Consider the following 233-nt stretch of genomic DNA (forward strand, 5'->3'; position numbering starts at 1 on the left):
GTCGCTTCCTGGTCTTCGATGAAGTCACCGAGATGTGAGTCGTCTTCTTCACCGATCGGCGTTTCTAAAGAAACAGGCTCTTGAGCAATTTTTAATATTTCACGGACTTTTTCAGGCGTAAGATCCATGTCTTCAGCAATCTCTTCCGGTGTCGGCTCTCTGCCAAGATCCTGAAGAAGCTGACGCTGCACCCGGATTAATTTGTTGATGGTTTCCACCATGTGAACCGGGAT

The 233-nt window shown here is 47.6% G+C and carries 1 protein-coding gene; it reads right to left on the reverse strand.

The window, feature by feature from the left end:
- A partial coding sequence (locus tag G9F48_RS19595) for a sigma-70 domain-containing protein (RefSeq protein ID WP_274596872.1) occupies positions 1–233 on the reverse strand: 233 nt, incomplete at both ends.

Source organism: Bacillus sp. EKM420B (genome assembly GCF_011065565.1).
In the GTDB taxonomy this organism is placed as follows: Bacteria; Bacillota; Bacilli; order Bacillales; family Bacillaceae; genus Bacillus; species Bacillus velezensis.